The organism is Streptomyces sp. I05A-00742 (genome assembly GCF_013055795.1).
Lineage (GTDB): Bacteria > Actinomycetota > Actinomycetes > Streptomycetales > Streptomycetaceae > Streptomyces.
The window spans coordinates 317403-340056 of the sequence record NZ_JABETO010000002.1 but is presented as its reverse complement, the minus strand read 5'-3'; the positions used below and the strand labels follow the sequence as shown (position 1 = coordinate 340056).

The following is a 22654-nucleotide window of genomic DNA, read 5'->3' as shown; positions in this document are numbered from 1 at the left end:
GTCGGTCTGTCGACAGCAGGACGCCACCGGTTCCCGATGGGGTCTGTCCGTGGCCGATGTGCGTGCATGAGGGCGCGGAGTCGGGGCGATCCGATTGGCCGGCGAGACGGCCGCGTCCTGTTCGAGGGAGCGAGTGCGATCTACGTGATGCGGGCGGTTGGTCCGGCTGTGCGAAGCCCTGCGGCAGGCCGAAGTCAGGAGATTCGGCGGCCTGTTGAGGAAGCGTCAGGGTCTTGCTTGCTGATGCGCGCGCGTTTCGTCGGCTCGAATATATGTGTGATATCTGGTGTGCCTGGTGCGGGATTCTACTCGCGTTGCGCATTGGGATCCAGTGAAGTCACACGCCGCAGGAGATGGTGGCGGCCCGGACCCACGCCCGAGCCGCCGGCCCGGGTGGCGGCCCGGGGGCCGGCGCGGTCTCCTGGGGGCATGGACGAGCACCCGGTGATCCGGTTCACGAACGAGCTCATGATGGTCTCGGAGCTCGATCAGCGATCTGCCGGGGCGTTTGTGCGCAGCGTCTTCCAGGAGGGCGCGCGCGAGGGCGAGCAGCGGGTGATCGTCGAACTGCACCGGCGCGACCGCAGGATCGCGGAGCTCGAAGGAGAGCTGGCACGGCTGCGCGGTGAGGACGGAGAAGCGTCCGGCTGACGGACGGCGCCCGGTGGGCACTCCGTCGCGAGGACGCCGGTTCCGGCGTCCCGCCGAAGGAGGCGGCATGCTCTGGCGCGACATCCGGCGGCGCAGACCGCTCGCCCGGCTGCTGCCCTTCGCGATGGGCGGGGTGTGGTGGTGGGCGGTGTGCCGGCTGGTCGCCGAGCCGGCGCGGGCCGGCTCCGTGGAGGGGCTGGTCGTCACCGGGGGATGGGGACTGAGCCTGCTGCCGGTGCACTGTGTGCCATGGACCCGGAGGCAGCGGCGGCCGCGGGACGGTGACCCGGACCAGGAGGGAGCCGAGGTCACCCGTACGGGCTAATGACGCGGCTCGCGCCGACGACCCGCGACGTTGCCCTGCCCTACGGCGCGCGCAGTCGCATCCCCTTGGGCGTCGCGTGGAAGCCCGCCGACTCCAGGAGGGTGCCGAGGGGCGAGCCCAGGGCCGCGACTCCGTTGACGCGCTCGACCGTGATGGTGCCGAGGGCGCCCGCCCGGGCGGCGCCGGCCAGGGCTTCCGCCGCCTCCCGCAGCCCGGCGTCGTCGGCGTCCGCCGTCTCCGGTCCTTCCGTCCGGGGCCAGGCGAGGAGGGTCTTCCCGCCGCGTTCCATATAGAGGGCGAGCGCGCCGTCGAGGAGCACCACGAGCGCCCCCGCCTTGCGGCCCGGCTTGTGCGTGGCGCCGGCCGGCGGGTCGGGCCAGGGGAGGGCCGCTCCATAGGCGTTCGCCGGGTCGGCGGCGGCCAGGACCACCGCGCGGCGGCGCGACGGACGGCCGGGCGCCTTCGGGAAGGGGTCCGGGCCGGCGCCCTCGGCGCGTTCGCGCGCGGTACTCACCGCGCGCAGCCGGTCGATCGCCCCGTCCATCGCGAACTGGGCGGCGCCCAGGCCCTCGACGACGTAGCCGCGGCGGGCCTGTCCGCTGTCCTCGAAGGCGGAGAGCACCCGGTAGGCGGCGGAGAATCCGCCCGCCACCCCTTCGGCGGCGACGGCGCCGCGGGTGACCACGCCGTGCCGGTCGAGGAGGGTGCGGGCCAGGGCGTGGGCCCGGTGGGTGGTGTCGCCCTCGGGCTCCGGCAGCAGGGACCAGCGGCCGGCGACGGTCGGCGGGCCGCCGCGGGAGGCGGTGGGACGGCCCGCCGCGGCCAGGGCGGTCCGGGCGGCGAGCGAGCCGTAACGCCCGCGCGGCACCGCCCGTTTGGCCCGGTGCGCCGTGGCTCCTGCCGTGCGGCCCGAACCGAGCAGCGCGCGCAGGGGTCCGAGCGTGTCGTTGGTGAGCCGGCCCGACCAGGCGAGGTCCCAGACGACGTCGGCCAGCCGCGCGTCGCCGACCGGCGAACCGTCGGGCTCCGGGTGCACGGCCCGGACCCGGTCCGCGATCTGACGGAAGAACAGGCCGTATCCGCCGGAGAGCGCTTCGAGGACCGTCAGGTGCAGGGGCGTCAGCTCCAGCGGATGGGGCTCGGGCAGCAACAGCGGCGCCGTGTCGGCCGGCAGCAGGGAGACCCAGCCGTCCTTGCCGGGGAGCGCGCCGGCGCCGGCCCACACGACCTCGCCGGCGGCGGTGAGTTCGTCGAGCATCGCGGGGGAGTATTCGGACACCCGGGCGGGCAGGACGAGCTTCTCCAGCGCGGACGCGGGCACGGGCGCGCCCTGCAACTGCTCGACGGCGCGCAGCAGTCCGTCGACGCCGCGCAGTTCGTGGCCGCCGATGTGCTGCCACTGGGGGAGGAAGGCGGCGAGCGCCGCGGGCGGGACCGGCTCCAGCTCCTGGCGCAGGGCGGCCAGGGAGCGGCGGCGCAGCCTGCGGAGCACGGTGGCGTCGCACCACTCCTGGCCGATGCCCGCGGGGTGGAACTCGCCCTGGACGACCCGGCCGCCGGCCGCGAGGCGGTGGAGGGCGCCGTCGGTGACCGCGGTGCCCAGGCCGAAGCGGGCGGCGGCCCGGTCCGAGGTGAACGGGCCGTGGGTACGGGCGTAGCGGGCGAGGAGATCGCCCAGCGGGTCCTTCACGGGCTCGGTGAACGCTTCCGGCACGCCCACCGGGAGGGCGGTGCCCAGGGCGTCGCGCAGCCGGCCGGCGTCCTCGACGGCGGCCCAGTGGTCGCGGCCGGCGATCCGGACGCGCAGGGCGCGGCGCGCGTCGGCCAGTTGCGCGGCCCAGCCCGGCTCGGCGCCCCGTTCGGTCAGCTCGTCGTCGGTGAGGGGGCCGAGGACGCGCAGCGCGTCGGCCACGCCCTCGACGTCCTTGATCCGGCGGTCCTCCGTGCGCCACTGGAGCTCGCCCTCCAGCTCCGCGAGGACGTCCGCGTCCAGCAGTTCGCGCAGTTCGGCCTGGCCCAGCAGTTCGGCGAGCAGCCGTGAGTCGAGGGAGAGCGCGGCGGCGCGGCGCTCGGCGAGCGGGGAGTCGCCCTCGTACAGGAACTGGGCGACGTAGCCGAAGAGCAGCGAGCGGGCGAAGGGTGACGGTTCGGGGGTGGTGACCTCGACGAGCCGGACGCGGCGGGCCTCGATGTCGCCCATGAGCTCGGTGAGGCCGGGGACGTCGAAGACGTCCTGGAGGCATTCGCGCACGGCTTCGAGGACGATGGGGAACGACCCGAACTCGCTCGCCACCTCCATGAGCTGGGCCGCCCGCTGCCGCTGCTGCCACAGTGGGGTGCGCTTGCCGGGGTTGCGCCGCGGGAGCAGCAGGGCGCGGGCGGCGCACTCGCGGAAGCGCGCGGCGAACAGGGCGGAGCCGCCCACTTGGTCGGTGACGATGCCGCCGATCTCGCCCCGGTCGAAGACGACGTCGGCGGCGCCGACGGGCGACTGCCCGTCGTCGTGCTCGGTGCCCTGCCGGGCCGGGTCGGTGTCGAGCAGGTCGAGGCCCAGGAGGTCGGCGTCCGGCAGGCGCAGGACGATCCCGTCGTCGGCGTGCATGACCTGGGCGTCCATGCCGTACCGCTCGGCGAGGCGGGCGCCGAGGGCCAGGGCCCAGGGGGCGTGCACCTGGGCGCCGAACGGGGAGTGGACGACGACCCGCCAGTCGCCGAGCTCGTCGCGGAACCGCTCGACGACGATCGTCCGGTCGTCGGGCACGTGACCGCAGGCGCGGCGCTGTTCGTCGAGGTAGGACAGGACGTTGTCGGCGGCCCAGGTGTCGAGGCCCGCGGCCGTGAGCCGGGCCCGGGCGTCCTCCGGCCGTGCGCCGCCGATCTCGCGCAGGAACGCGCCCAGTTCCCGGCCCAGTTCGAGCGGTCGGCCCAGCTGGTCGCCCTTCCAGAAGGGCAGCCGGCCGGGGACACCCGGGGCGGGGGTGACGAGGACGCGGTCGCGGGTGATGTCCTCGATCCGCCAGGAGGTGGTGCCGAGGGTGAACACATCGCCCACCCGCGACTCGTAGACCATCTCCTCGTCCAGCTCCCCGACCCGGCCGCCGCCCTTCTTGGGGTCCGCGCCGGCGAGGAAGACACCGAAGAGACCGCGGTCGGGGATGGTGCCCCCGGAGGTGACGGCGAGGCGCTGGGCCCCTGGGCGTCCGGTGACCGTGCCGGCGACCCGGTCCCAGACCAGGCGGGGCCGCAACTCGGCGAAGGCGTCGGACGGGTAGCGTCCGGCGAGCATGTCGAGAACGCCGGTGCAGGCGGACTCCGGCAGCGCGGCGAACGGGGCCGCGCGGCGCACCAGTGCCAGCAGTTCGTCCACGTCCCAGGTGTCCATGGCGGTCATGGCGACGATCTGCTGCGCCAGCACGTCCAGCGGGTTGGCGGGCACGCGGAGGGACTCGATGGCGCCCTGGCGCATCCGCTCCGTCACGACGGCCGCCTGGACCAGGTCGCCCCGGTACTTGGGGAAGACCACGCCGGTGGAGACGGCGCCGACCTGGTGCCCGGCGCGGCCGACCCGCTGGAGGCCGGAGGCGACCGAGGGCGGGGACTCGACCTGGACGACGAGGTCGACGGCGCCCATGTCGATGCCCAGCTCCAGGCTGGAGGTGGCCACCACGGCGGGCAGGCGGCCCGCCTTGAGGTCCTCCTCGACGAGGGCGCGCTGTTCCTTGGAGACCGAGCCGTGGTGCGCGCGGGCGAGGACCGGCGGAGCGCCGTGGGCAGCGCCGGACTGGGCCATCAGCTCGGCGGGCGAGTGATGCTCGGGCAGGGGCTCGCCCGTGGCCCGTTCGTGGGCGATCTCGTTGAGCCGGTTGCACAGCCGCTCGGCCAGGCGGCGGGAGTTGGCGAAGACGATCGTGGAGCGGTGCGCCTGGACGAGGTCGGCGATGCGCTCCTCCACGTGCGGCCAGATCGACGGTTTCTCCCGCTCGTCCCCCTCCTGGACGGGCGACGCGCCCAGCTCGCCCAGGTCCTCCACCGGGACGACCACCGAGAGGTCGAACTCCTTGCCCGACGGCGGCTGGACGATCTCCACCTTGCGCTGCGGCGACAGATAGCGGGCGACCTCCTCCACCGGGCGCACGGTGGCCGACAGGCCGATGCGCCGCGCGGGACGGGGGAGCAGGACGTCGAGCCGCTCCAGGGACAGGGCGAGATGGGCGCCGCGCTTGGTCCCGGCGACGGCGTGCACCTCGTCGAGGATGACCGTCTCCACCCCCGTGAGCGCTTCCCGCGCGGCGGAGGTGAGCATCAGGAACAGCGACTCGGGGGTGGTGATCAGGATGTCCGGCGGCCGGGTGACCAGGGCGCGCCGTTCGGCGGCCGGGGTGTCGCCGGAGCGGATGCCGACCCGGATGTCCGGCTCGGGCCGCCCGAGCCGGACGGCCTCCTGACGGATGCCGGTGAGGGGGCTGCGCAGGTTGCGCTCGACGTCGACCGCGAGGGCCTTGAGCGGGGAGATGTACAGGACGCGGCAGCGCTTGGAGCGCTCGGCCGGTGGCGGGGTGCTCGCCAGCCGGTCCAGCGAGGCGAGGAAGGCCGCCAGCGTCTTGCCGGAGCCCGTGGGGGCGACGACCAGCACGTCCGAACCCTCGGAGATGGCCCGCCAGGCACCGGCCTGGGCGGCGGTGGGCGCACTGAAGGCCCCCGTGAACCAGGAGCGGGTCGCGGGGGAGAAACCGCCGAGGGCCGGGTGCCCCGCCGGGGGCGTGGCCGAGTCGTCCGTCATGCCCCCATCGTGCACCCGGCTACTGACAATGCCCCGGAAGCGCAGGTCAGAGCCGATCTCTGGGCGGCGGGGGGTCGCCGCGGCCGTGGGCGCGCAGGGTCAGGAGCGCCTCGATGGTGGCCAGCGGGCGGCCTTCCAGGGCGGTACCGGGCGCCCAGGCACGGCGCCGCAGCGGCCAGCCCCCGTCCTCCTGCTGGGCGGCGGCGAGGTGGTCCAGCGACCGTTCGAGCTCGGCGTCGGTGAACCAGGGACGGGCCCGGGAGTCGGGGCGCCGCACGAAGTCGTGCGGGAAGTGCGCCGGGGGCCGGATCTCGCCCCCGGGGGCCCCGGAACCCCCGCCGGGCCGCTCCGGGTCCAGGACGGCCAGCCGCTGCTCCCGGACCACCCGGCCGAGCCGGTCGGCGGCGGCCTCCGCCCGCTTGCGGTCCGGGACGCCGTCGAGGAAGGCGACGGCCGCCTCGATCTCGTAGGGGTGCGGACGGCCGCCGAGTACCAGCGCGTCGATCGCGGTCCAGCAGAAGTCCGTGGCCCTGAACAGCCAGGCGTGCCACACGGCGTTGCGGTGCAGCAGCCCCACCACCGGGCCGGTGGTCAGCAGGGAGCCCCCGGTGGCGCGGCCCCCGGCGGTGGGGTGCCAGGGGGCGGTCGGCCAGCCGTTGGACCCGGGGTGCAGCGCGGGCAGGGCACCGTCCGGGGTGGAGACGGCGGTCAGGAACCGGCAGACGGCCTCGGCGCGGCGGTCCCCGCAGCGGCCGATCTCGTCCAGGACGCGCAGGGCGTGCGCGGTGTGGTGCGGCTGGCTCACCGGGCCGCGGAGGTCGGGGTCCAGGGCGTGTCCGTAGCCGCCGTCGTCCCCCCGGTAGGCGGCGAGGGCCGCCTCGACGGCGTCGGGGGTGCCGTCGCGGAAGTGGTAGGCGAATCTGCGCTGTTCGAGAACGCGGGCGGTCAGCCAGATGAAGTCTTCGGCGCGGGCTGCGGGGGATGCTCCGGACGGTGCCATGGAACAGACCGTAGGGCCGAAATCGCCGCCGGTCAGCGGCTCGTGCCCGGCTGCACCCGCAGGGGCGGCCGGAGGGACGCACGCGGTTGACGGGCGGTGTCCGGCGGCTCCGCGGACCTTCCTCGTACCCCGTCCTGGGTGCCGCCTGAAATCGGTGATCTTGGAAGTCCGATGTGGCGGGACCGGGACGGGGTCGTGCGGCGCAGGGGCGACTCCACGACGCTGCGGCTGTGGCTGCTGACCATCGGCTCCCGGTTCGCGCTGACGGGGGTGGAGTACGCCCTCTTCGACGAGCCCTTCAACGGCAACGCGTTCCTGCTCGGCTTCGGAGTGACCCTGGGCGTCCAGCACGCGGTGCTGATGCGGAGGCGGCGGGCGCTGTCCCCCGCCGGGGCGGAACCGGAGGGCGGCCCCGGGCCGGCCGCCGTGCCGGGGTCCGGCGTCTGACGCCTTACCCTGCGTACATGCGGTTGACAGACTTCTGGCAGCGAATGGCGGACCACTTCGGAGCGGCTTACGCCGACTCCTTCGCACGCGATCACGTGATGTCCGAACTGGGCGGCAGGACGGTGCACCAGGCGCTCGACGCGGGCTGGAACGCCAAGGACGTGTGGCGCGGGGTGTGCCGGGCGATGGAGGTCCCCGCCGACCGACGCTGACCCGGCACCGGCCGGGGCGCGTCCTCAGGACGTCGGCACCCAGTAGCGGCGCTTCGCGCCCACCGCGTCGATGAACCGGCCCCCGTTGGCCTCGATCACGCGCCGGGACGCGATGTTCGTCTCGTCACAGATCAAGAGCGCCTGCGTGATGCCGAGCGACCGGGCGACCGGCAGGGCCGCGGCGAGCATCGCGGTCGCGTGTCCCGCGCGGCGCGCGCCGGGCCGGACGTCGTAGCCGATGTGGCCGCCGGTTTGCTCCAGGGCCGGAGTCAGCCGGTGACGGATGGCCGGCCTGCCCAGCATCCGGTCGCCCTCGGTCCACCACAGTGTCGTCATCGGTACGAACCAATCCGCTTTCCTGGTCGCTTCGTCCCGTTCGCTCAGCACGCGCGTCACGTAGGAGGCGAAGGCCGCGGCGTCGGTCAGGGCCGCCGGATCGACGTCGTTGACGAACCACGGAGTCGGACAGTCGCGGTCCGCGTGGAATTCGCTCACCACCGCCAGGAACGACGCCCGCAGGCGGACGGTCGGATCGATCAGCTCGGGCATCTCGTCATGATGCCCGTCGGGCTCGCCGGGGCCCAGCCGTTTTCATGGGACCGACGGTGGCGGAAGGCGACGGGGCCCTTGCGGTGGTGGCGCGGCCGTCCCTGACACACTGGCGCCCTGTGTCCGCAGCGGGTGCCGGACGGCGCGTGGCGCGCTTGACACAAAAATCGAGCATCCATTCTCATGGGTGGTCCGGGCCTGCCGGGAAATGGTGTTTCCCCAGGTCAGCGCGGCGCCCGGGCCCGTTGTCAGTGGCAGGCGCTAGCGTCGTGGACGTGAAGCGATCGACTCAAACGAACCGGGTGGAACCCATGGCAGGCACGGACCGCGAGAAGGCGCTCGACGCCGCTCTCGCGCAAATCGAACGGCAATTCGGCAAGGGCGCCGTGATGCGCCTCGGTGAGCGTCCCAACGAGCCCATCGAGGTCATTCCCACCGGGTCGACCGCTCTCGACGTCGCGCTCGGCGTCGGCGGGCTGCCGCGCGGCCGCGTGGTGGAGGTCTACGGTCCGGAGTCCTCCGGCAAGACGACCCTCACCCTGCACGCGGTGGCCAACGCGCAGCGGGCCGGCGGCACGGTGGCCTTCGTCGACGCGGAGCACGCGCTCGACCCGGAGTACGCCAAGAAGCTCGGCGTCGACATCGACAACCTGATCCTGTCCCAGCCGGACAACGGCGAGCAGGCCCTGGAGATCGTCGACATGCTGGTGCGCTCCGGCGCGCTCGACCTGATCGTCATCGACTCCGTGGCGGCCCTGGTGCCGCGTGCGGAGATCGAGGGCGAGATGGGCGACTCGCACGTGGGCCTCCAGGCCCGGCTGATGAGCCAGGCGCTCCGGAAGATCACCAGCGCGCTGAACCAGTCCAAGACCACCGCGATCTTCATCAACCAGCTCCGCGAGAAGATCGGCGTGATGTTCGGCTCCCCGGAGACCACGACCGGTGGCCGGGCGCTCAAGTTCTACGCCTCGGTGCGTATCGACATCCGCCGCATCGAGACGCTGAAGGACGGCACGGAGGCGGTCGGCAACCGCACCCGCTGCAAGGTCGTCAAGAACAAGGTCGCGCCGCCCTTCAAGCAGGCCGAGTTCGACATCCTCTACGGCCAGGGCATCAGCCGCGAGGGCGGCCTGATCGACATGGGCGTGGAGCACGGCTTCGTGCGCAAGGCCGGCGCCTGGTACACGTACGAGGGCGACCAGCTCGGCCAGGGCAAGGAGAACGCCCGCAACTTCCTCAAGGACAACCCCGACCTCGCCAACGAGATCGAGAAGAAGATCAAGGAGAAGCTGGGCGTGGGCGTGAAGCCCGAGGCCCCGGGCGCCGAGCCCGGCGGGGACGCGGCGGTTGCCGCGGCCGACGGGCCCGCCAAGACCGTGCCGGCTCCGGCGGCCAAGGCCACGGGGAAGGCGGCCAAGGCCACGGCCAAGGGCTAGCCGCCCATGACACGGCGAAGCGACTGGCCCGAACAGCCCGTTGAGCACCGTGCCGGCCGTGCCGACGGCGGCGACCGCGGCGACCGTACGGGCAGTGGCGCTCCACCCTCGTCGAGGGCCGGAGGCGGGGCGCCACTGCCGCCGGAGGAGCAGGCGCGGGCGATCTGTCTGCGCCTGCTCACCGGATCCCCGCGCACCCGCGGCCAGCTCGCGGAGGCACTCGCCAAGCGGGGCATCCCCGACGAGGTGGCCGAGGAGGTGCTGTCCCGCTTCGAGGAGGTGGGGCTCATCGACGACGCCGCGTTCGCCGGGGCGTGGGTGGAGTCCCGGCACCACGGCCGCGGGCTGGCCCGCCGGGCCCTGGCGCGCGAGCTGCGCACCAAGGGAGTGGCCTCGTCGGTGATCGAGGAGGCCGTCGGCCGGCTCGACGCCGACCAGGAGGAGGACACGGCCCGCGCCCTGGTCGAGCGCAAACTGCGCGTCACCCGGGGCATGGACCGGGAGAAGCGGCTGCGCCGGCTCGTCGGCATGCTCGCCCGCAAGGGGTACTCCGAGGGCCTCGCCCTCCGGGTCGTGCGGCGGGCCCTGGAGGAGGAAGGCGCGGAAGAGGGCGAGGACTCGGAGCTGTTCGAGGGGTACCTGCCGGAGGACTGAGGCGCGGCCCGGAGGGAGGCCGACGGAACTCGACTGAAGCTGACGGGACTTGAGGAGGCAGCCCCCGGTTCGCCGGTCGCCGCGCCGCGTGCGGCGTCCTCAGGTGCGAGGAGGCCGCAGCAGCCACCACCGGGTGGCCCCCACGCCTCCGCGCCCGCCCCCGGCCGCGTCAGGCGTCGTCCGGGAGCAGCAACTCCTGACGTACCACCGGCAGCCCCGCCGCCCGCCATGCCTGGAAGCCGCCCGCCAGATCGGTGGCCCGGTGCAGCCCCAACTGCCGCAGCGAGACGGCGGCCAGCGACGACGCGTACCCCTCGTCGCAGAACACCACCACCCGCAGACCGTGGCCGGTGGCCTCCGGAGCGCGGTGCTCGCAGGCGGGATCCAGCCGCCACTCCAGCTCGTTGCGCTCCACGACCAGCGCCCCGGGAACCGTCCCGTCCCGCTCCCGCAGGGCGGCGTAGCGGATGTCGACCAGCAGCCCGCCGCCCGCCTGCGCCTCGGCGGCCTCGGCCGGGGTCAGCCGGTCCAGTCCCGCCCGGGCGGCGGCGAGCAGTTCCTCGACCCTCATGCCCACTCCTCCGGCCACTCGACCTGCTCCAGCCGCAGCACCCGCCCGCTCCTGCCGTACCGTCGCATCATCGGCAACGGCGGGTAGTAGGCGTGCACGGACACCGCGTGCCGCCCCTCCGCCGGGTTGAACACCTGGTGTACGTGGTGCGGTCCGAACGCCCGGCCCTCCCGCTCGGCGAGCGTGCGTTCACGGTCGATGCCGTCGGCCAGTTCCAGCACCGTCCAGCCCTCGGTGGGCAGCCGGGCCGCGAGCGACTGCTCGGTCAGGCTGCCCGCGGCGGTGACGAAGGCCCCGTGCGAGCCGCCGTGGTCGTGCCAGCCGGTGCCGGCGCCCGGCGGCCAGCCGATCAGCCACGCCTGACTGCCGCCAGGCCCCTCCAGCCGGATCCAGGTGCGGCCCTCGGGATCGAGCGGGAGCGAGGAGACGAGGGCCGTGTCGGCGGCCGTCTCCTGGGCGTAGGCGAGGAGTTCGGCGGCGGAGGGGCCGCCGGACCGCGGCGCGGGCGCGCCCGTGTGGACAGGAAGAGACAAGGGGAACCGTCCTGGAAGATCGCGGAAGGAGCGCACCGGCACGGAAGGCGAGCGGCGCGCGGAGGCGGCGGATCAGCAGGACGGACGACAGACACAGCCCGCGTAGCGGAGCAGGTCCACATGGACCCTCCGCCAGAAGCGCACGCCGCTGTCAGTCACGCTCCGGAGTCAACCATGACGGCACGGCCCGGTCAACGCTTGGCCGAAGCCTCACGGGAGGCATCGTCGGACTCCTTCGCGGGGACCGCTTCGCTCCCGGCGCCGTCGTCGGGCGCCTCCTTGACGAGATCCGTTCCCGTCGCCCTCCCCGGCTCCGGGGTGCCGCCGCGGGTCGCGTCCGCGCAGGCGTACAGCTCGGCGGCCCGGACACCCGAGAGGGCGGCCACCAGGAAGCCGTCCGGCCGCACCACGAGGACGGTGTGCGCCGCCGCCCCGGGATAGCCCTCGGCGACCAGCAGTTCGGCCCGCATGGGCAGTCCGCCGACGGCGGCGGCGAGCCGGGGCATCAGCCCCGCCCCCAGCCAGTGCCGGCGCTCCCAGACCCCGGTGCCGGGGGCGACCAGCACCACCAGCAGATCGCCGTCGAACCGGTCGTGCAGCCGGACGGCCGACCCGTCCGGCGCGGTCACCGGCACGTCCGCCACCATGGCGCCGACCGGGGTGCCCACCGGCACGGAGCTCACGGGCGCCGCCGCAGGCGCCAGGGGGGTGCGGCCGTACAGGACGGGCCCGGCCAGTGCCCCGCGCCCCAGATGACCCTCCGTCAACAGCGTGTCATGGCCGCGCACCGCGCCCGGGACGACCGTGCGCCGGACCGTGCGCCAGCCGCTTCCGCCCCGGATCCCCGGCAGCGCCTTGTCGGCGGCCCGCAGCAGACAGCCGACCGCCTCCCTGCGCTCCTCCTGGTAGCTGTCGAGCAGCGCCTCGGAGGCGCCGTGGTGCCAGGCCAGGGCGAGCTTCCAGGCCAGGTTGGCGGCGTCCCGCAGGCCCTCGTCGATGCCCTGGGTCCCGAAGGCGCCCAGCAGGTGGGCGGCGTCCCCGGCGAGGAAGGCGCGCCCGCTGCGCCAGTTGCGCGCGAGACGGTGGTGCACGGCGTACACGCCGGTGTCCAGCAGTTCGTACGGCGGCACCTCCCCGCACCACGCTCCCAGCGTGTCGTGGATGTGGCCCAACAGGGCCTCGGGGGTGACCAGTCCGCCCTCCGGCGGCAGCAGCCAGTCGAGCCGCCAGACCCCGTCCGGCAGCGGACGGGTCGTCACCTCGACGCCGCGCAGCGGGGATCGCTGGAGCACGGCCTCGCCCGGCCACGGCAGCTCGGTGCGCAGTGCGGCGACGGCGTACCGCTCGACGGCCGTACGTCCGGGGAACCGTGCGCCGAGCAGCTTGCGCACGGTCGAACGGGCGCCGTCACAGCCGACCAGGTAACGGGCCCGCCAGGTGGACCCGTGGTCCCCCTGGGTATGCACGGTGACCCCGTCGGCGTCCTGCCGGAGCATCGTCACCCGGCTGCCGGGGACGATGCGTACGCCCTCGTGCCCGGCCAGGGCCGCGCGCAGCTCCCGGGTCAGCGCGTGCAGCGGCAGATGCAGGGGCGGGAGCTCGCCGGGGCCCTCGTGCGGTTCGGCGGGCGGCGCGTCCTCGGCGTCGTCCCGTTCGTCGGAGCGGAAGGCGCGCTCCTCGGGGAGGAGTTCGTCCTCCTTGCCGGGGTCGGGCCCGGCGAAGGCCACCCGGGCCACCGTCGACCGCCGCCGCAGGGTGCGCCAGCCGGTCCAGCGGGCGCCCTCCGCGGTGGTGCAGCCGAGCCGCTCCAGCATCGCGGCGGTGTCCGGCCGCAGCACGGCGGTCCGGGCGAGCCGCCGCTCGTCGTGGTCCGCGTCGTCGGCCGGTCTCTCGTCGAGGACGACGACGGGCACCTCGTGGCGGGAGAGGGCCAGGGCGAGCGCGAGGCCGACGGGGCCGGCCCCGACGACGGTCACCGGGTCCACGGCGCGGGGAGGGTGAGGAGACGGAGCGCGATCACAGAACGTATGCAACCCATTGCCGGTGCTTGCGTCAAGTGATCAGCGATCCCCCGGCGGCGCGCCGGTGGCGTACGCCCCCCGGTCCGCGGGCGGACCGGGGGCGTCGTGAGTCACCGGGGCACCACCCGGTCAGGCGGCGGGACCTCCCGGAGCGGCGTTCCCGAGGTTCACGGCCGCGGGGGGAGCGGGAGGGGCGCCCTTGCGCGAGCGCTTCGTGCGCCGTTCGATCCAGTTCGCGATGCCGGACAGGGCCAGGCAGAGCAGGATGTAGATCGAGCCGAAGATGATGATCATCGGGATGAACGGGTAGACACCGCCCACCGGGTCCTGCTGCGACGCGAACTTCTTGCCCACGAAGAGCAGTTCCTCGTAGAGGATGATGAAGCCGAGCGCGGTGTCCTTGAGCGTCACCACCAGCTGGCTGATGATCGAGGGCAGCATCGAGCGGACAGCCTGCGGGACGAGGATGCCCGTCATCACCTGGGTCTTGCGCAGCCCGATGGCGTAGGCGGCCTCGCTCTGGCCCTTGGGGAGGGCCTTGATGCCGGACCGGAAGATCTCCGCCTGGACCGACCCGTTGTAGAGGGTCAGGCCGATGATGAGGGCCCACATGGGCTCGGTGGTGAAGACGGCCGCGGACATCAGGAAGATCATGATGAGCAGCGGCATGGCGCGGAAGAATTCCACGACCACGGTGGCCGCCCAGCGCACCGGCCGGTGGTCGGAGAGCCGCCCGGTGGCCAGCAGTGTGCCGAGCGCGAGCGAGAGGACCGCGGCGATGGCGAACGTCTTGAGCGTCGTCAGCAGGCCCTCGAGGATGCGTTCCTGCGTGTCGGTGTACTGGTAGGTGTCCCACAGGCTGTGCTGGAACTGCCCGGTCTTGTCCAGCCGGTACACGACGAAGGCGAGAAGACCGACGATCGCGAGGGCCGAGACGGCGCCGTAGAGGCGGTTGCGGACCCGGGCCTTGGGGCCGGGGGCGTCGAAGAGAACGCTGGTGCTCATCGGGCCACCGCCATCCGGTTCTCCAGCAGCCGGAACAGGCCGCTGATCGCGAAGGTGACGATGAGGTAGCAGAGCGCGATCCAGAAGAAGATCACGTAGATGTCGTAGCCCTCATCGGCGTTCAGCTGCTTCTGCAGGGCGCTCAGGTCCATCACATTGAAGCCCGAGGCGATGGCGGTGTTCTTGGCGAGGGCGATCATCAGGCTGCCGATCGGGGGTATCGCGGTCCGGAGGGCCTGGGGCAGGACGACCTGGCCCAGGGTCTGGTTGAAGGTCATCCCGATCGAACGGGCCGCCTCCGCCTGCCCCATCGGCACCGTGTTGATCCCGGAGCGGATGGCCTCGCAGATGAACGCCGAGGTGTAGCAGCCGAGGGCCAGCACGGCGAGCCAGAACGAGTCCCAGCCCTTGAGGCCCAGGGCCGGCAGCCCCAGGGTGACGGCCAGGAAGAGCAGCACGAGCGGGGTGTTGCGCAGCAGCGTCACCCACGTCGTGCCGAAGACACGCAGCGCGGGAACCGGAGAGACCCGGAAGGCGGCTATCAGGATGCCCAGTACCAGGGCCAGCAGTGCGCTCAGCGCCGTCAGTTCGACGGTGTTGAGGAAGCCTTCGCGGAACTCCGCGAAGTGGTCCGACAGAACGTTCAAGTCACTTCTCCGGAATCGCGTGGCGGTAGTCGCCGGGCCCCCGGACCCCGGTGCGGGATCCGAGGGCACCCCGGTCGGGAGTGGTGGTCAGTAGCGGTCGACGGCGGGCGGCTCCTGGGCGGCCGCGCCCGACTGGCCCAGAGTCGCGTCGTACGCCTTCTTCCAGTCGCCGTTCTTCATGTGTGCTTCCAGGGCGTTGTTGACCGCGTCGCGCAGGGCCTTGTCGCCCTTCTTGAGGCCGACGCCGTACGGCTCCTTGGAGAACGGCTTCTCGACGACCTTCAGCGCGCCCTTGTTCTGGGCGGCGTAGCCCTTGAGGATCGAGTCGTCGGTGGTGACCGCGTCCACCGTGCCGCTGATCAGCTCCTGCACACAGAGCTGGTAACCCTGCTGGGCCTTGACCTCCTTGGCCCCGTACTTGGCTTCCTTGATCCGCTTGAGCGGGGTGGCGCCGGTGGCGGAACAGACCGTCTTGCCCTTGATGTCGTCCGGGCCCTTGATGTCGCTGTCCTTCTTGACCAGCAGGTCCTGCCCGGCGATGTAGTACGGGCCGCCGAAGTCGATCTGCTTCTTGCGCTCGTCGTTGATCGTGTACGTGCCGACGTACAGGTCGACGCCGCCGTTGGCGATCTGGATCTCCCGGGCCTCCGAGGGCACCGTCTTGAACTTGATGTGGGCCTCGTCGAAGCCGAGATCGGCCGCGATCATCCGGGCGATCTCCACGTCGAAGCCGGACCGCTTCTTGTCGCTGGGGTTCTCGAAGCCGAGGAAGGGCTGGTCGGCCTTGGTGCCGATGGTGATCGTCTTGCCCTTGATCTTTTCGAAGACGGGCGAACCCTTCACGTCGGCCGCGCTGTTGACCTTGTAGGTCGGGGGCGGCGGCGCCGAGGAACCGCCCGCGGCGGTGTCCTTCTTGTCGTCCTCCCTGTCCTTCCCGCAGGCGGTGACGGATGCGGTCAGCGCCACCACGACGGCGGCCGCTGCGGCGGTCTTGAGGAGCTTCATGGTGAACGTCCTTAGGGTCTGCGGGAGATGACGGGGAAGGGTGTGGGGGTGAAGGGAAAGGGGTAGTGCTCAGTGGTGCAGGATCTTGGAGAGGAAGTCCTTCGCCCGGTCGCTGCGCGGGTTGCTGAAGAACTGGTCCGGCCGCGCTTCCTCGACGATGCGGCCGTCGGCCATGAAGACCACGCGGTTGGCGGCGGAGCGGGCGAAGCCCATCTCGTGGGTGACGACGACCATCGTCATGCCGTCCCGGGCGAGCTGCTGCATCACTTCCAGCACCTCGTTGATCATCTCCGGGTCCAGGGCCGAGGTCGGCTCGTCGAAGAGCATCACCTTGGGATCCATGGCCAGCGCCCGGGCGATGGCCACCCGCTGCTGCTGACCGCCCGAGAGCTGAGCCGGGTACTTCTCCGCGTGGGCCAGCAGCCCCACCCGTTCCAGCAGGGAACGCGCGGTGTCCTCGGCCGACTTCCGGTCCTTCTTGCGGACCTTGATCTGGCCCAGCGTCACATTGTCCAGGACGGTCTTGTGCGCGAACAGGTTGAAGGACTGGAAGACCATTCCCACGTCCGCGCGCAGCCTCGCCAGCTCCCTGCCCTCCTGGGGCAGCGGCCGGCCGTCGATCGTGATCGAGCCGGAGTCCGTGGTCTCCAGCCGGTTGATCGTCCGGCACAGGGTCGACTTCCCGGAACCGGACGGGCCGATGACGACGACCACTTCGCCCCGGTCGATCGTGAGGTCGATGTCCTGGAGCACATGCAACTGCCCGAAGTGCTTGTTGACCTTGTCCAGGACGACCAGCGCGTCGGTCGCGGAAGTCGCGTCCTTGGCGTCCTTGGTCACCGGTGCTTCGCTCATCGGCGTTCCTCGCTCCGTCCTCCTCGAATGAGAGGACACTAGTGAGCCGTCCCGACCAGCGTCATTACATCTGAGCTGAAATTGAGCATAACGATCCGGCCGCGGCCGGACACGGTCGGTGAGGGGGGCGTGAAGCGCGCCCGGGGCGTACCGGCTGCATAACGGAAGCCGCCTGCCGGGGCGCACCCCCTTGACGCGCGCCGCGTCCATCGGCGTGGATGCGGTGTTGCCGCACGAGGCGGGCCGACGCGGACGGAGGACGATGAGACTGCTGCTGGTGGAGGACGACGACCACGTCGCCGCGGCCCTTTCGGCCGTGCTGGCCCGGCACGGCTTCGCCGTCACGCACGCCCGCAGCGGCGAGGAGGCCCTGCAGGCCCTGCTCCCCGGCGACGGAGCGCCGTTCGGCGTGGTCCTGCTCGACCTCGGGCTGCCCGACCAGGACGGCTTCGAGGTCTGCGGCAAGATTCGCAAGCGCACCGCCACCCCCGTCATCATGGTGACCGCGCGGGCCGACACCCGCTCCAAGATCCACGGCCTGAACCTGGGGGCCGACGACTACGTCGTCAAGCCGTACGACACCGGGGAGCTGCTGGCCCGGATCCACGCCGTCGCCCGGCGCACCCCGCCGGGCGGGAGCCGCGGGCCGAAGCGGGAGGGCCCGCCCGGGCGGACCCTGTGTCTGGGCTCCCTGACCATCGAACTGCCCAACCGCCGCGTCTCGGTGGACGGCCTGGCCGTCCCGCTCACCCGCAAGGAGTTCGACCTCCTGGCGCTGCTCGCGCAGCGGCCGGGCGTGGTGTTCCGCCGGGAACAGATCATCAGTGAGGTGTGGCGCACCAGTTGGGAGGGGACGGGCCGGACCCTGGAGGTGCATATCGCCTCGCTCCGGGCCAAACTGCGCATGCCCGCCCTCATCGAGACGGTCAGGGGCGTCGGGTACAAAATCGTCGTCCCCGCCGCGTAACGGTTGTATCCGCCCGTGCGCGCCCGACTCCTTCCCCTGCTCATCATCCTCATGGCCGGAGTGCTGATCGCCCTCGGCCTCCCGCTCGGCGCGGGCCTGGCCAACGTCCAGCAGCAGCGCCTGGTGGTCGACCGGATCGACGACACCGCCCGGTTCGCCTCCCTCGCCCAGTACGTCGCCACCCGGCCGTTCGAGACGCCCGCCGAGGCGGACGAGCGGCTGCTCACCCTGCGGGCCGAACTCATCCGCTACGAGGACCTGTACGACATACGGGCCGGCGTCTTCTACCGGGACGGCACCGCCATGGCCGCCGCGCCGGACGGCTGGGGAGTGCCCCCCGACGGAGAGGGCCGGCAGGCGTTCCAGGAGGCCCTGGCGGGCCGCCGCAGCCATGACCCCGAGCAGGTCTGGCCCTGGGACGACCGCCGGCTCACCGTGGCCTCGCCCGTCATCCGGGACGGCGACGTCGTCGCGGTCGTCGTCACCGACTCGCCCACCGGCGCGCTGCGCTCCTGGATCCTGCACAAGTGGCTGCTGATCCTGGCGGGGGAGACGGCGGCGATGCTGGTCGCCGTCGCCGCCGCGTTCCGGCTCACCGGCTGGGTGCTGCGGCCCGTACGGACCCTGGACGCCGCCGCGCACGGCATGGCCACGGGCCGGATGAACTCCCGGGTGGTGGTCGACAGCGGTCCGCCGGAACTCCGGCGCCTGGCCCGGTCGTTCAACGAGATGGCGGACAACGTCGAGGAGGTCCTGGAGCAGCAGCGGGCCTTCGTCGCCGACGCCTCGCATCAGCTGCGCAATCCGCTCGCCGCCCTGCTCCTGCGCATCGAGCTGCTCGCCCTGGACCTGCCCGACGGGCACGAGGAGATCGCCTCGGTGCGCACCGAGGGCAAGCGGCTGGCCCGGGTGCTGGACGACCTCCTCGACCTCGCGCTGGCCGAACACGCCGCGACCGAACTCCAGTTGACCGACATCGCGGATCTCGTCGCCGACCGGGTTGGCTCCTGGTCGCCGGTGGCCGACCGCGAGCGGGTCGCCCTCTCCTACACCGGGCCGGCGGCCACGACGGGCTGGGCCGACCCGATCGCCCTGTCCAGCGCGCTCGACGCGGTCGTGGACAACGCGCTCAAGTTCACCCCGGAGGACGCCCGGGTCGAGGTCTCCCTGGAGGTCGCCGGCGACCGGGTGCTCGTCACCGTGGCCGACGAGGGGCCCGGCCTGACGGAGGAGGAGCTCACCCGCGTCGGCGACCGCTTCTGGCGCAGCGGCCGGCACCAGAACGTCTCCGGGTCGGGCCTCGGCCTGTCCATCTCGCGCGCCCTCCTCACCGCGGGCGGCGCCGGCATCGCGTACGCGCGGAACGAGCCGCACGGGCTGCGGGTGACCATCGACGTACCGCGCGAGCGGCCCTGAGCGCGGACCGGGCCGGGCCGGCCGGGGCCCGGCCGGTGCTCAGGGCTTGACCGACACGTAGTACCGGCGGGCCCCGTCGTGCAGCGGCAGGGGATCGGTGAAGACCGCCGTGCGCAGGTCCACCAGCTGGGCCGCGTGCACCTCCTGGCCGATGCTGTCGCGGCTCCCTATCACCGTGCGGGTCACGCCCTCGGTGAGGTTCGCGTCCACGCCCTCGGTGGTGATGAGCAGATTCGCGACCGCGATGGTCTTCACCACCTCGGTGGCCCCCATCGTGGGATAGGCGTCCACCGGCATCACCGCGGCGCGGTAGAACCGCGTTTCGGGCCCCAGGGCGTGCAGCGGGCCGATCATGTCGCCGAGCTGGACTAGCCGTACGGGCATCCGGTGGCTCAGTGACTGGAGGGCGTTGGTCGGCAGGCCGCCGGACCAGAAGAAGGCGTCGATGTCGCCCTTCTCAAGAAGGCGCGGCATGACGTCGATGCCGACCTGGACAGGAGTGATGTCCTTGGAGAAGTCCAGCTTCGCGGCCTTGAGCAGCCTCTTGGTGATCAACTGCACCCCGGACCCCTCGGCTCCCACGCCGACCTTGAGCCCCTTGAGGTCCCGCACCGACTGGGTGGGGGCGTCCCTGCGCACCACCAGCTGCATGTAGTCGTCGTACAGACGGGCGCAGGCACGCAGCCGCGCGCTCCCCGGGCGCGCGGTGTCGACATAGGCGGCGGCCGCGTCGGCGGTCGCGATCGCGAAGTCCGCGTCGCCCGCCGCGAGCTGCCGCAGGTTGTCCAGCGAGCCCGTGCTGAGCCGCAGGCGCACGTCCAGCGCCGGCAGGTCCCGGCCCAGATCCTCCTTGAGCAGCGCCCCGTACTTGGCGTAGACCCCGGTCGGCACCCCCGTGGCGATCGACACCCGCCCGCCGGGCACCGGCTCGTCCGGCGGCGCGCCCAGCGACCAGGTCAGCAGGGCGAGCAGGGCGGCGGCCACGGCACCCGCCCATACGGCGCGGCGCCTGCCGGGGAGGATGCGGGGTGCCATGGGCGGATCCTGCCAGCCGGGGCCGGGCGGTGCCAGGCCCGTGCGACGGACGGGCCGCGGCCGGGAGGCCGGACGGGACCGGTCACCCGGCCGACGCCCAGGTCGGAAGGGCTGTCCGAGCTTCCCCTTACCCTTGTGGGATGACCAGCATCGACCGGAGCCATGACGTGGACGCGACCAAGAGCTACATGATCCGTACTTACGGGTGCCAGATGAACGTCCACGACTCCGAGCGGCTCTCCGGCCTCCTGGAGGGCGCCGGCTACGTCCGCGCCCCCGAGGGCACGGCCGAGGGCGATGCCGACGTCATCGTCTTCAACACCTGCGCCGTCCGGGAGAACGCCGACAACAAGCTGTACGGCAACCTCGGCCGGCTGGCGCCGATGAAGACCAGGCGCCCGGGCATGCAGATCGCCGTCGGCGGCTGCCTGGCGCAGAAGGACCGCGACACCATCGTGAAGAAGGCGCCGTGGGTGGACGTCGTCTTCGGCACGCACAACATCGGCAAGCTGCCCGTCCTGCTGGAGCGCGCCCGCGTCCAGGAGGAGGCGCAGGTCGAGATCGCCGAGTCGCTGGAGGCGTTCCCGTCCACGCTGCCGACCCGGCGCGAGAGCGCGTACGCGGCGTGGGTCTCGATCTCCGTCGGCTGCAACAACACGTGCACCTTCTGCATCGTCCCCGCGCTGCGCGGCAAGGAGAAGGACCGCCGTCCCGGCGACATCCTGGCCGAGGTCGAGGCGCTGGTGGCCGAGGGCGTCAGCGAGATCACCCTGCTCGGGCAGAACGTGAACGCCTACGGTTCCGACATCGGCGACCGCGAGGCGTTCTCCAAGCTGCTGCGCGCCTGCGGGAAGATCGAGGGCCTGGAGCGGGTGCGCTTCACCTCGCCGCACCCGCGCGACTTCACGGACGACGTGATCGCCGCGATGGCCGGGACGCCCAATGTGATGCCCCAGCTGCACATGCCGCTCCAGTCGGGCTCGGACACCGTCCTGAAGGCGATGCGCCGCTCGTACCGCCAGGAGCGCTTCCTCGGCATCATCGACAAGGTGCGCGCCGCCATGCCGGACGCCGCCATCTCCACCGACATCATCGTGGGCTTCCCGGGCGAGACCGAGGAGGACTTCGAGCAGACCATGCATGTGGTCCGCGAGGCCCGCTTCGCCCAGGCGTTCACCTTCCAGTACTCCAAGCGCCCCGGGACGCCGGCCGCGACGATGGAGGGGCAGATCCCCAAGGAGGTCGTGCAGGCCCGCTACGAGCGCCTGGTCGCCCTCCAGGAGCAGATCTCCTGGGAGGAGAACAAGAAGCAGGTCGGCCGGACCCTGGAGATCCTGGTCGCCGAGGGCGAGGGCCGCAAGGACGACGCCACCCGGCGGCTCTCCGGCCGCGCCCCCGACAACCGCCTCGTCCACTTCAGCAAGCCGGACGAGCCGGTCCGCCCGGGCGACGTGGTCACCGTCGAGATCACCTACGCCGCCCCGCACCACCTGCTGGCCGAAGGCGCCGCCAAGGGCGTGCGCCGCACGCGCGCCGGTGACGCCTGGGAGAAGCGCAACGCCGCCGCGGCGGAGAAGCCGAAGGGCGTGATGCTCGGCATCCCGTCCATCGGAGCGCCCGCACCGACGCCGGCGCCGGCCGCCGCGGGCTGCGGCTGCGACTAGGGAGCGGACAGCCGGTGGCGACCCCGCCGAGCCGGGACCGCACCGACCCGCCCTGACGCCGCACAGCGCCTTGTTAGGGTTCCGGCATGCTCGTCGCCGCCGCCGTGTGCCCCTGCCCGCCGCTGCTCGTGCCCGAGGTCGCCGCCGGGGCCGCCCCCGAGCTGGACCCGCTGCGGGCCGCCTGCCTGGACGCCGTGGCCGTGGTGGCCGCCGCCCGGCCCGACCGCCTCGTCGTGGTCGGGCCCACCACCCCGGCGGGCGAGGGCCCGTATCCCGAGGGCGCCCGCGGCTCGTTCCGCGGCTTCGGCGTGGACCTCGACGTCCGGCTGGGCCGGGGGGACGGCGCGGACGCGCGCCCCCTGCCGCTGTCCCTGGCCGTCGCCGCCTGGCTGCTGGAGCGCACGGAATGGTCGGCCGCGCCGGTGACCGGCCTCGGCGTGGCCGAGTCGCTCGGCACCGCCCGCTGCCTGGCCGCCGGGCGCGAGCTGGCCGCGGCCGGGGGCCGGACCGCGCTGCTGGTGACGGGCGACGGCAGTGCCTGCCGCACGCTCAAGGCGCCCGGCTACCTCGACGAGCGGGCGGAAGCCTTCGACGCGGCCTCCGCGGCCGCCCTGGGCTCCGCCGACACCGCCGCGCTCGCGGCCCTCGACCGCACTCTCGCGGCCGACCTGAAGGCCGCCGGACGGCCCGCCTGGCAGGTCCTCGCGGGCGCTGGGGAGGGCGCGGGCCTGCGCGGCCAACTGCTGTACGACGAGGCGCCGTACGGGGTGGGGTACCACGTCGCGGCGTGGTCCTGACCCGCCCACCCACGGGAGGGGAGAGCCGACGGACGGCGGACGGCCGGGGAGCGCCGCGCTCCCCGGCCGTCCGCCGTCCGGAAA

22 protein-coding genes are annotated in these 22654 nt (G+C 73.1%); 10 read left to right on the top strand and 12 right to left on the bottom strand.

What is annotated here, in order from left to right; genetic code table 11:
- The first annotated feature begins 429 nt into the window (after window positions 1-429).
- Window positions 430-651, top strand: coding sequence for a hypothetical protein (locus HN013_RS03385; RefSeq protein WP_171162747.1), 222 nt, complete (start codon window positions 430-432; stop codon window positions 649-651).
- A gap of 67 nt (window positions 652-718) precedes the next feature.
- The gene (locus HN013_RS03380; RefSeq protein ID WP_171162746.1) at window positions 719-976 is read left to right on the top strand and encodes a hypothetical protein; all 258 of its coding nucleotides are present in this window, start codon (window positions 719-721) and stop codon (window positions 974-976) included.
- 40 nt (window positions 977-1016) lie between these two features.
- Here the strand turns inward: HN013_RS03380 and HN013_RS03375 are convergent, their stop codons facing one another.
- Window positions 1017-5756, bottom strand: a complete 4740-nt coding sequence (locus tag HN013_RS03375; protein ID WP_171162744.1) for an ATP-dependent helicase — start codon at window positions 5754-5756, stop codon at window positions 1017-1019.
- Between the two features lie 46 nt (window positions 5757-5802).
- A complete protein-coding gene (locus HN013_RS03370; protein WP_171162742.1) occupies window positions 5803-6756 on the bottom strand; it encodes a hypothetical protein in 954 nt (317 codons plus the stop codon).
- Window positions 6757-6894: 138 nt separating this feature from the next.
- Between HN013_RS03370 and HN013_RS03365 the strand changes: the two genes are divergently transcribed.
- Together HN013_RS03365 and HN013_RS03360 are read left to right on the top strand one after the other, a co-directional pair.
- On the top strand, window positions 6895-7203 hold the full coding sequence (locus HN013_RS03365; RefSeq protein ID WP_171162740.1) for a hypothetical protein: 309 nt from the start codon (window positions 6895-6897) through the stop codon (window positions 7201-7203).
- A gap of 17 nt (window positions 7204-7220) precedes the next feature.
- Complete coding sequence (locus tag HN013_RS03360; RefSeq protein ID WP_171162738.1) at window positions 7221-7415, top strand: DUF3046 domain-containing protein; 195 nt, start codon at window positions 7221-7223, stop codon at window positions 7413-7415.
- 24 nt (window positions 7416-7439) lie between these two features.
- Here HN013_RS03360 and HN013_RS03355 read toward each other — a convergent pair whose 3' ends face one another.
- Window positions 7440-7964, bottom strand: a complete 525-nt coding sequence (locus HN013_RS03355; RefSeq protein ID WP_171162736.1) for a GNAT family N-acetyltransferase — start codon at window positions 7962-7964, stop codon at window positions 7440-7442.
- Window positions 7965-8275: 311 nt separating this feature from the next.
- Here HN013_RS03355 and recA point away from each other — a divergent pair, with 311 nt between their 5' ends.
- Complete coding sequence (recA, locus tag HN013_RS03350; RefSeq protein WP_171162734.1) at window positions 8276-9400, top strand: recombinase RecA; 1125 nt, start codon at window positions 8276-8278, stop codon at window positions 9398-9400.
- A gap of 6 nt (window positions 9401-9406) precedes the next feature.
- The gene (gene recX, locus HN013_RS03345) at window positions 9407-10054 is read left to right on the top strand and encodes a recombination regulator RecX (RefSeq protein WP_171162732.1); all 648 of its coding nucleotides are present in this window, start codon (window positions 9407-9409) and stop codon (window positions 10052-10054) included.
- A 169-nt stretch (window positions 10055-10223) separates the two neighbouring features.
- Here the strand turns inward: recX and HN013_RS03340 are convergent, their stop codons facing one another.
- The 8 genes from HN013_RS03340 to HN013_RS03310 all read right to left on the bottom strand — a co-directional run bounded on the left by HN013_RS03340 (window position 10224) and on the right by HN013_RS03310 (window position 16691).
- Entirely contained in the window at window positions 10224-10625 is a 402-nt protein-coding gene (locus tag HN013_RS03340; RefSeq protein ID WP_171162731.1) for a rhodanese-like domain-containing protein, read from the bottom strand.
- A complete protein-coding gene (locus HN013_RS03335) occupies window positions 10622-11158 on the bottom strand; it encodes a cysteine dioxygenase (RefSeq protein WP_171162729.1) in 537 nt (178 codons plus the stop codon). The genes HN013_RS03340 and HN013_RS03335 overlap by 4 nt, the downstream gene beginning before the upstream one ends.
- A 72-nt stretch (window positions 11159-11230) precedes the next feature.
- Window positions 11231-11302, bottom strand: coding sequence for a putative leader peptide (locus HN013_RS34080; protein ID WP_398978223.1), 72 nt, complete (start codon window positions 11300-11302; stop codon window positions 11231-11233).
- A gap of 47 nt (window positions 11303-11349) precedes the next feature.
- A complete protein-coding gene (locus HN013_RS03330; RefSeq protein WP_171162727.1) occupies window positions 11350-13143 on the bottom strand; it encodes an FAD-dependent oxidoreductase in 1794 nt (597 codons plus the stop codon).
- Between the two features lie 165 nt (window positions 13144-13308).
- On the bottom strand, window positions 13309-14184 hold the full coding sequence (locus HN013_RS03325; protein ID WP_171162725.1) for an amino acid ABC transporter permease: 876 nt from the start codon (window positions 14182-14184) through the stop codon (window positions 13309-13311).
- The gene (locus HN013_RS03320; RefSeq protein ID WP_171162724.1) at window positions 14181-14831 is read right to left on the bottom strand and encodes an amino acid ABC transporter permease; all 651 of its coding nucleotides are present in this window, start codon (window positions 14829-14831) and stop codon (window positions 14181-14183) included. Before HN013_RS03320 ends, HN013_RS03325 begins: the two co-directional genes overlap by 4 nt.
- 87 nt (window positions 14832-14918) lie before the next feature.
- Window positions 14919-15836 carry a glutamate ABC transporter substrate-binding protein gene (locus tag HN013_RS03315; RefSeq protein ID WP_171162722.1) on the bottom strand — a complete coding sequence of 306 codons (918 nt, stop codon included), beginning with the start codon at window positions 15834-15836 and terminating at the stop codon, window positions 14919-14921.
- A 69-nt stretch (window positions 15837-15905) separates the two neighbouring features.
- Window positions 15906-16691 (bottom strand): amino acid ABC transporter ATP-binding protein, encoded by a 786-nt coding sequence (locus HN013_RS03310; protein WP_171162720.1) that lies wholly within the window; start codon window positions 16689-16691, stop codon window positions 15906-15908.
- 262 nt (window positions 16692-16953) lie between these two features.
- On the opposite strand from HN013_RS03310, the gene HN013_RS03305 reads away from it, so the two are divergent.
- Window positions 16954-17658, top strand: a complete 705-nt coding sequence (locus tag HN013_RS03305) for a response regulator transcription factor (RefSeq protein ID WP_171162717.1) — start codon at window positions 16954-16956, stop codon at window positions 17656-17658.
- A 15-nt stretch (window positions 17659-17673) separates the two neighbouring features.
- Entirely contained in the window at window positions 17674-19074 is a 1401-nt protein-coding gene (locus HN013_RS03300; RefSeq protein WP_171162715.1) for an ATP-binding protein, read from the top strand.
- 39 nt (window positions 19075-19113) lie between these two features.
- Here HN013_RS03300 and HN013_RS03295 read toward each other — a convergent pair whose 3' ends face one another.
- Window positions 19114-20109 (bottom strand): TAXI family TRAP transporter solute-binding subunit, encoded by a 996-nt coding sequence (locus HN013_RS03295; protein ID WP_171162713.1) that lies wholly within the window; start codon window positions 20107-20109, stop codon window positions 19114-19116.
- Window positions 20110-20249: 140 nt separating this feature from the next.
- Here HN013_RS03295 and miaB point away from each other — a divergent pair, with 140 nt between their 5' ends.
- Together miaB and HN013_RS03285 are read left to right on the top strand one after the other, a co-directional pair.
- Window positions 20250-21773, top strand: a complete 1524-nt coding sequence (miaB, locus tag HN013_RS03290) for a tRNA (N6-isopentenyl adenosine(37)-C2)-methylthiotransferase MiaB (protein ID WP_171162711.1) — start codon at window positions 20250-20252, stop codon at window positions 21771-21773.
- 86 nt (window positions 21774-21859) lie between these two features.
- Window positions 21860-22570: a class III extradiol dioxygenase subunit B-like domain-containing protein gene (locus HN013_RS03285; protein WP_171162709.1), complete on the top strand. Its 711-nt coding sequence runs from the start codon at window positions 21860-21862 to the stop codon at window positions 22568-22570.
- Window positions 22571-22654 lie beyond the last annotated feature (84 nt).